The sequence below is a fragment of the Vibrio rarus genome, assembly GCF_024347075.1.
Lineage (GTDB): Bacteria > Pseudomonadota > Gammaproteobacteria > Enterobacterales > Vibrionaceae > Vibrio > Vibrio rarus.
In genome coordinates this window covers 426163-434850 of the sequence record NZ_AP024901.1, presented here as the reverse complement: position 1 = coordinate 434850, position 8688 = coordinate 426163, and the positions used below count along the sequence as shown (strand labels likewise).

7 protein-coding genes are annotated in these 8688 nt (G+C 44.0%); 5 read left to right on the top strand and 2 right to left on the bottom strand.

The features are described from left to right. The first annotated feature begins 144 nt into the window (after positions 1–144). The 3 genes from OCU56_RS15040 to OCU56_RS15030 all read left to right on the top strand — a co-directional run bounded on the left by OCU56_RS15040 (position 145) and on the right by OCU56_RS15030 (position 4067). Positions 145–2505: a Lon protease family protein gene (locus tag OCU56_RS15040; protein ID WP_261875534.1), complete on the top strand. Its 2361-nt coding sequence runs from the start codon at positions 145–147 to the stop codon at positions 2503–2505. 3 nt (positions 2506–2508) lie between these two features. Further along, complete coding sequence (locus tag OCU56_RS15035; protein WP_261875533.1) at positions 2509–3204, top strand: class I SAM-dependent methyltransferase; 696 nt, start codon at positions 2509–2511, stop codon at positions 3202–3204. A 176-nt stretch (positions 3205–3380) separates the two neighbouring features. After that, entirely contained in the window at positions 3381–4067 is a 687-nt protein-coding gene (locus OCU56_RS15030; protein WP_261875532.1) for a MaoC family dehydratase, read from the top strand. 231 nt (positions 4068–4298) lie between these two features. On the opposite strand, the gene OCU56_RS15025 is transcribed toward OCU56_RS15030, so the two are convergent. After that, the gene (locus OCU56_RS15025) at positions 4299–5132 is read right to left on the bottom strand and encodes a phosphate ABC transporter substrate-binding protein (protein WP_261875531.1); all 834 of its coding nucleotides are present in this window, start codon (positions 5130–5132) and stop codon (positions 4299–4301) included. Positions 5133–5301: 169 nt separating this feature from the next. Between OCU56_RS15025 and OCU56_RS15020 the strand changes: the two genes are divergently transcribed. Beyond that, positions 5302–5670 carry a DUF3024 domain-containing protein gene (locus OCU56_RS15020; RefSeq protein ID WP_261875530.1) on the top strand — a complete coding sequence of 123 codons (369 nt, stop codon included), beginning with the start codon at positions 5302–5304 and terminating at the stop codon, positions 5668–5670. A gap of 3 nt (positions 5671–5673) precedes the next feature. On the opposite strand, the gene glgC is transcribed toward OCU56_RS15020, so the two are convergent. After that, complete coding sequence (gene glgC, locus OCU56_RS15015) at positions 5674–6891, bottom strand: glucose-1-phosphate adenylyltransferase (RefSeq protein WP_261875529.1); 1218 nt, start codon at positions 6889–6891, stop codon at positions 5674–5676. Between the two features lie 267 nt (positions 6892–7158). On the opposite strand from glgC, the gene glpK reads away from it, so the two are divergent. After that, positions 7159–8685 carry a glycerol kinase GlpK gene (gene glpK, locus OCU56_RS15010; protein WP_261875528.1) on the top strand — a complete coding sequence of 509 codons (1527 nt, stop codon included), beginning with the start codon at positions 7159–7161 and terminating at the stop codon, positions 8683–8685. Positions 8686–8688 lie beyond the last annotated feature (3 nt).

The following is an 8688-nucleotide window of genomic DNA, read 5'->3' as shown; positions in this document are numbered from 1 at the left end:
TTGGTCAATAAGGGCCAATAGCTCACTTTGTCACATTAAATTGCCCGTATCAGTATTACACTAAAGCTAACTATCGCACTCAATGGGACCTTGGCGGTATTACTGCCTCGTTATCCTATTTTCCCTTTCTTACATGAGGTGACTATGGCTACAACGTCTTTAAGCCCGCAAGCACTCTACCGCGAAGCATCGCTGGATGAATTCTCCTGTAAATCCACCAAAGATGTGCCCCCCATAGATGAAATTGTTGGGCAAGAAAGAGCGCAATCGGCGGTAGAATTTGCCATGTCCATTCGTGAAAAAGGCTACAATATCTACGCCATTGGCCGCAATGGATTGGGTAAGCGCACCATGATTTTACGCTACCTAAAACGCCACCCCTTTGATTTACATGAACTTTATGATTGGTGTTATGTGGCGAATTTTGAGGATATTCGTATTCCAAAAGTTCTCAAATTGCCTCGCGGGGTGGGGCAAAGTCTACGGGTTGATCTCGAAAAACTCATGACCAAATTGCTCAAAGGAATCCCATTAGCTTTCGATAATGAGATGTACTTTTCCCGTGCGGATAGGCTCAAAAATCAATTAGCGAAAAAGCAAAGCCTTGCCTTAGAAGCATTAACCAAACAAGCCAAACAGAAAAGTATTAGCTTGACGGTGACCAATCAAGGTGACTATCAGTTTGTGGCGTTAAATGGGGAAGAACCTTATACGGAAGAGTCGTTTGAGCAACTAGATAAAAAGACTCAGGCAAGCTTTGAAAAAACCATAGATAACCTTGAAATCGCCTTGCGCCACATCATTCGTGATCTCACCGAATGGGAAGAAGAGTACACAGATAAAATCCAAAAGCTGAATGCGGATGTGACCTTAGAGGTGATAGGGCATTTTATCAAAGCGTTGCGTGTAAAGTATAAAAAACATGGGGTTATTAAGCAGCACTTAGCAGACTTGCAAGCAGACATAGTGGAAAACGTCGATATCTTTTTAGAAGAGAGCAATGAGCAAGGGGAAATCGCTACCGCATCCTTAGATAAAAAACTGCCACGCCGCTACAAAGTGAATGTATTGGTTTCTCAACCTAAAGAGAGTTTGCCGATTATTGTTGAAGAAAGCCCCAATTATCACTCGTTATTTGGCTATGTGGAAACGGCAACGTTTAAAGGGACAGTGTTTACGGATTTCTCTTTGATTCGAGCGGGGGCATTACATAAAGCCAATGGTGGCGTGTTATTAATGGATGCGGTAAAAGTGCTAGAGCAGCCATATGTTTGGGACGGATTGAAACGTGCCTTGCGATCGAGGGAGTTGAGCTTAACCGCCCTTGAGAAGCAAGTAACTATGACAGGTGCGGTTTCTTTAGATCCTGAGCCTATTCCATTAGATGTAAAAATTATTTTGTTTGGTGATTATCGAACCTACCAATTGTTGCAGCATTACGATCCTGAATTTGCTGAGTTGTTTAGAGTCACCGCCGATTTTGAAGATGAAATGCCACGAGATACGGACTCGGAACTGCATTATACACGGTTTATTTCCAGTATAGTGCACGACAATAAACTGCTTCATTGCGATAAAAAAGCCATTGCACGCATTATTGAACACAGCTCTCGTCTGGCCGGAGACCAAAATAAAATCTCATTGCATTCCGCCAATATTGCCAACTTATTGCGGGAGGCAAACTACATCGCCAGAACCGCTAGAGCCAATATTATCCGTGGCACGCATGTAGAAAAGGCCTTGCGTAATCAACTTTCTCGCGTGAGCCGTTTACAAGAAAGTGTTATGGAAACCTTTGTTAATGGCACCACCTTAATTCATACCCAAGGGGAAGCCGTAGGGCAGGTGAATGCTTTGTCTGTGCTGAGCACCAGCGATCATATGTTTGGTGCGCCTAATCGCATCACCGCCACCACCTCTTTTGGCAGTGGAGAAGTGATTGATATTGAGCGTAATGTCGATCTTGGGGGAAGCATCCACTCCAAAGGGGTGATGATTTTATCCGCTTATCTCTCTTCGGTATTTGGTAAAACCGCAAAAATCCCGCTCACCACTCATATCACCTTTGAGCAATCTTATGGTGGAGTGGATGGCGACAGCGCCAGTATGGCCGAATTTTGCGCGGTAGTGTCGGCATTTTCTAAACAAGCCAACCGACAAGACATTGCCATTACCGGTTCAATGAATCAGTTTGGCGAAGCGCAACCCATTGGCGGGGTTAACGAGAAAATCGAAGGTTTTTTTGATGTGTGTAAAATTAAGGGGCGTTTAGATAGCCAAGGGGTCGTCATTCCACAATCAAATGTGCATAATTTGATGCTGCGCGCCGATATTGTTGAAGCGGTGGAAAAGGGCACTTTCCATATTTGGGCCATTGAGCATGTGGCGCAAGCCATTAAGTTGTTTACTGGTAAGGATGCGGGGATTGTTAGTGATGAAGGCAGTTACCCTATTGATACTATCTATGGGATAGCCCAAGCCAAATTAAACGCGTTAAGGAAATAAAGTGTGAGTAACCCTATGTACACAACTCATGCCACAGAGTATGCCAAGGTGGTCAAGAATAACATCTATAACGCTCATTTAGAGCGGCCAACAACCTTATCGTTATTAGATATTCAGCCTCAACAAAAGGTACTGGATTTAGGTTGCGGTTCGGGAGAGCATGCTAAGGCGATACAGAGCCAGGGTGGTGTGGTTACTTGCGTTGATTTGTCACCGCAGATGATTGAGCTTGTTAACGCTAATATCCAGCCACATCATGCCTACGTACAGGATCTATCCGCGGGATTGCCTAATGAAGAGGAGGGAACTTATGATTGGGTTATTGCCCCTTTAGTGATTCATTATATTGAAGATATCACCGCTTTATTCAAAGAGATCAAACGCGTATTAAAGCCCGGTGGACAATGGGTTTTTTCCACTCACCATCCATTAAATGATTTTGCTGTCTCCCCTAGCGGTAATTATTTTGCTTTAGAACACATTAGTGAGCTGTGGGACACCATTGGTAAACCACTGCCGGTAAGTTACTACAGAAGAAGCTTACAAGATTTGTTTGCCGCCATACATGACGCAGGTTTTGTGGTATCACAACTGTCGGAAGGGGCACCCTCGCCGGAGATCGCCGATAGGGATCCTGAGACCTATTTACGCTTAACTACACAGCCAAGTTTTGTGTATATGCGTTGTTTTTTACTATAATTTTCCATGGATTATTGAATAATTTTAAAAAAAACATGAGATAGAGTCAGATTTTAGGGTAAAGTGCAGTTTTTATTGGTATTTTTACCGCGAAGTAGATGTCTACGTATTGAGTTAAAGTGTGATTTAGTTCAAAATTGCCGAGTTATGGCTAGTTTAGCTTCACTGGAGCGTGCATGAAAGTTGTTGATATTCTTAAACACAAACGAGGATCTCTTTCGAGACATCATACGGAGTTTATGGATAGGATGTCCCCATCTCTTAGAGAATACTGGAGTGAATTGGTGAATCGCGCCCATGCGCAGCACTTGTTTCGCTCATGGGGCAAAGATTTTCAGTCGCCAGCGGTGAATGAAGAAGTCGATAATCCTGTTAAAGATACCATTGAGATGAATCCCGCAGCGGAAGCGCTGTATTTGGAATTGTCGCAAAAATTGGGTGAAGAACTGCATGTTGGCGAATGGTTTGAAATTAACCAAGAGCGTGTGGATGCGTTTGGTAAAGTGACCGAAGACATGCAGTGGATCCATACTAATCCTGAAAGAGCGCAGCAAGAATCGCCTTTCAAGAGCACCATTGCCCATGGATTTTTAACTTTAGCCTTGTTACCGCGTTTATCCGATGCCGTTGATCCGGAAAAACCGTTGTTCCCAACGGCAAAAGTGACCGTCAATATGGGGATGAACAGTGTCCGATTCCCGTATCCGGTAAGAGTGGGAAGCAATATCCGTGCTCGTAGTAGTCTATTGAAAGTGACCCCCATTCAAAAAGGTTTGGAAATAACCCGTGAATTAAAGGTAGAGATAGAAGGGGTACGCAGACCAGCATGTGTTGCTGAGTCCGTGATCCGATTGTATTTTTAACCGATTAGCCCAAATCATAAAAAGCCAAACGTTATGCGACGTTTGGCTTTTTTTATGACATTATTTTTTAATGCCAATTGTAGTCATACCTATCGTACTAAATAACGGGTCATTCTAGCTTGTTACAATACTCGATAACTGCGTTATAATTTTTGATTGTAGAATAACGACTTATGGAAAAATTCTGCCTTGTTTTCGAGCATTTTTCCTGCGCTATTTCTGATCACTTAATTACTGTGGTTGGGTATAATTAACAAACGGGGTATAGCCTTGGTTTTCCACAATGGCGCGAGCCTCTTTAGAGGTGACGTACTTAGCAAACTCCAGAGCTTTTGGGTTGTTCATTTGTGGATGATAAAAAATAAGGAATGGGCGAGCCAGTTCGTACTTCTTATTTAACAGGTTGGTAGAATTAGGCACAATCCCATCAAAATTGAGCGGTTTAACAGAAGCATCAATGGATCCCATACTGATAAAACCAATGGCTTGTGGGTTATCACTAATGAGGGTTTTCATCATGCTATTGGTGCTCACCACTAGGCTTTTGGGATCGATGGTGGAGACTCGGCGGTCGTTGAGTACGCGAGTTAATCCCACTTGATTTTCAAAGGCAAAGCGAGAGCCCGATGAGGTTTCACGGGTGACGACGGCAATGGCTCGATCTTGACCCCCTAACTCTTTCCAATTGGTAATTTTGCCCGTATAGATGTTATACAGTTGCTCACGGGTAATGTTAGTTACACTATTTTGCTGGTTAACGACTACGGCTAAACCGTCATAAGCGAACTGCTTTACAATCAAGTTGTCTTTATATTCACGCTCAGTAAGCAGTCTTGAGCTCATACCTAAATGTGCGACGTTATTTTTTACTAAAGTCACCCCTGCGGTAGAACCTACACCTTGTACTGCGATAAAGGTATCACTGTGGGTGTTGTTAAAGTTTTCCGCCAAAATGTCCATTACGCGAGCAACGGAAGTGGAGCCACTGACATTGACTTCTGCTGCTTGTACATGAGTGGTAATAAGTGTCAAGGCCATGGCTGCCATAGTGATCACTTTAAACATAACTGTCCTTCTTCAAACTATAATTAAATATCTGCATAGAGTAAGAGGCTTGTGTTACAGGCCTGTGACATTGGCGGACAATATGAGCCAATTGTTGCGCTATGATTGAATTTATTTTTGGCATATTTTTTTGCGTGGCAAAACTTAGCAAGTCATGTTGAGGTTACTAATGGCGTTATCTGAGATAGAGCAGCATCAATTAATTAAACTGGCGGGGGATACTTGCCAGTCTCGAAATCACAGTGTCTGTGTTGAGTTGGCTAAGGCGGAGTTTGAATTAGTGGATAACGGCATTGAGTTTTACCACAGCTGCTTTAAGCTCGACTCTAGCCAGGCGGACTATCGATATCTGGTGGCGAAAATAGTGTGTTTAGATACGCAGTGGCACTTACTGGTGGCGCATCGAGATCCTTATGAAATGTTTGAAGGCTGGCATGCCTATCCTGCACGGTTGCATGCCAATGAGTCATCTCTTGGGAATCCATTGCATCGTTTGATGAAAGAAGTAGAGCAAGATCCCCAAGGGTTGATTTGGTGACGCTTAATCGAAGCGATACCCTTCAGGAACCACAACAATGCCTTGTTCTGAAATAGTGAAACGTTCGCTATCATACTGTTTATCATAGCCAATTTTCGTACCATTGGGCACAGACACATGCTTGTCGATAATGCAGTTTTTAAGCTGGCAATGTTCGCCTATTTTAACCTCATCAAATAAAATACTGTTCATGATCGTTGCGCCATCCCCCACTTTTACATTGGACGATAAAATGGAGCGCTGCACCGAGCCGCCACTAATGACGACGCCATTGGCCACAATTGAATTAATAGAAATCCCTTGATTGCCGGTCACCGAAGGAACGGTTCGTGATGGTGGACGCTGGCGCTCGTAGGAGCGAATGCCCCAATCATCTTGATAAAGATCGATGGGGGGAACGGGATCTAATAAATCCATATTAGCTTGATAGAAAGAGTCAATGGTACCCACATCTCGCCAGTAGGTATCTTGGGACACACGCCCTTGTTCAGAACCAAATCGATAAGCATACACGCTCTGGGTATCAATCAGTTTGGGAATGATATCGTGGCCAAAATCGTGGCTCGAACTGTCAATGACAGCATCTTGCTCTAGTGCTTCAACTAAGGCATCCATACTAAATATGTAAATGCCCATAGAGGCCAAACTTTTATTTGGATCGTCAGCTAAAGTCGGTGGCGTGTGGGGTTTTTCGAGAAAAGAGATAATACGGTGATGGGTATCGGTATCCATGACGCCAAAGGCGCTGGCTTCGGTAACGGGCACTTCCATACAGGCGATGGTTAATGCCGCTCCCGTGTCTTTATGCTGCTTTAGCATGGGTTTGTAGTCCATACGATAAATATGGTCACCAGAGAGTACCACAACATGTTTGGCTTCGCTGCGTGATAGTAGCCATAAGTTTTGATAGATAGCGTCTGCTGTGCCTTCGTACCAAGTTTCCCCTTTGCGCATTTGGGGAGGCACGGCGGTGATGTATTCCCCTAACTCTGGGTTAAAAATGGACCACCCATCGCGTAGGTGTTTTTGTAGCGAATGAGATTTATATTGAGTGAGCACTAATAAGCGTCGTAATCCAGAGTGCAAACAGTTACTGAGTGTAAAATCGATGATGCGGTATTTACCACCAAAGGGAACGGCAGGTTTTGCTCTATCTTGGGTCAAAGGGGCAAGGCGAGAACCCATTCCTCCAGCCAAAATGACGGTTAATGTATCTTGCATGACGGCATTTCCTTATTAGCTCATTAGTATTGTTAATTAAGCAAAATCCGCGCCATAATTTAAGTTGTTGTTTTGTAAGGAGTATTGTTAGGGCTAAAAGAAATATGCACCATATAGCATAGCGGTTTATTTTACTTGCACTTTATTGGTGCGTAGCTGTGTAAGAGGGGGCGGTACAAGTTCTAAAGCAGGTCACATCTCGATATTGGTTTTTATGCCAATCTTAATAGATGGATCGCAATACCTAATTATTGATAGGAATTTAATATGACTTCAGGCTCCTATATCATTGCCTTAGATCAAGGGACCACCAGTTCAAGAGCGGTTGTTTTTGATGCCCAAGCCAATATTGTGGCGTCATCACAAAGAGAATTTACTCAGTATTATCCACATACGGGTTGGGTGGAGCATGATCCCATGGAGATCTATGCCTCACAGCGTTCTACGCTTATAGATGTACTGGACGAGTTGGCTATTGCACCGCAGCAGGTGTGTGCTTTAGGCATTACCAACCAAAGAGAAACCACCATAGTGTGGAATAAAGAAACGGGCAAACCTGTCTATAACGCCATTGTGTGGCAGTGCCGCCGTACCAGTGCTCTATGTAAAGAGTTGAAACAACAAGGTTGGCAAGAGTACATAAAGCAAGCGACAGGATTGGTTTTAGATCCCTATTTCTCGGCCAGTAAAATCAAATGGATTTTAGATAATGTGCCAGGCGCTAGAGTTTTGGCCGAACAAAGCAAGTTACTGTTTGGCACTGTAGATACTTGGCTGATGTGGAAATTAACGCACGGCAAGGTGCACGCCACCGATTATAGCAATGCCTCTCGTACTATGATGTTTAATATCAATACCATGCAGTGGGATGAACAGATCCTAGAGTTATTTGGTATTCCTAAGTGTATGCTGCCAGAGGTGCAGGCCTCCTCTAGTTATTTTGGTGAGACATGTATTGGTGAAGGGGAAAGCTTACGCATTGCTATTGCCGGCGTTGCAGGGGATCAGCAAGCGTCTTTATTTGGTCATCGCTGTGTGGATTCAGGCCAGGTAAAAAACACGTATGGTACAGGCTGTTTTTTGCTGATGAATACCGGTCAAACCAAAGTGGACTCGCAACATGGATTGCTGACGACATTGGCTTGTGATGCAAATGGTCAACCTTGCTATGCGCTGGAAGGGGCGGTGTTTATGGCGGGGGCGTCAGTACAGTGGTTAAGGGATGAATTGCGCTTACTTAATGAAGCGAAAGACTCTGAGTATTACGCCAATAAAGTGGATTCTTGCGATGGGGTTTATGTGGTGCCGGCATTTACTGGATTAGGGGCACCTTATTGGGACCCTTATGCCAGAGGCACTATGGTGGGACTGACTCGAGGTACCAGCGCAGAGCATATTGTGCGTGCCACTTTAGAAAGTATTGCCTATCAAACCTGCGATGTTATTCAAGCTATGCAGGCCGATTCTGCCATTAAGTTAGAGAGTCTTAGAGTGGATGGCGGTGCGGCAAAGAATAACTTTTTGATGCAATTTCAATCGGATATTCTTGATTGTGAAGTGCAACGACCACAAGTGACAGAAGCGACGGCATTAGGCGTGGCTTTTTTGGCCGGTTTAACGGTGGGAGTGTGGAAAGATGTTATGGATTTAGACGCTAAGTGCGAAATTGAAACGCGGTACTATCCGCAGTGTGATGACAAGAAGCGCAAACAGCGCTATGCCGGATGGAAAAAAGCGATTCAGTGTGCACAGATGTGGAGTCGTCTACAAAGTGAAGAAGATGAAGATAAATAGGGT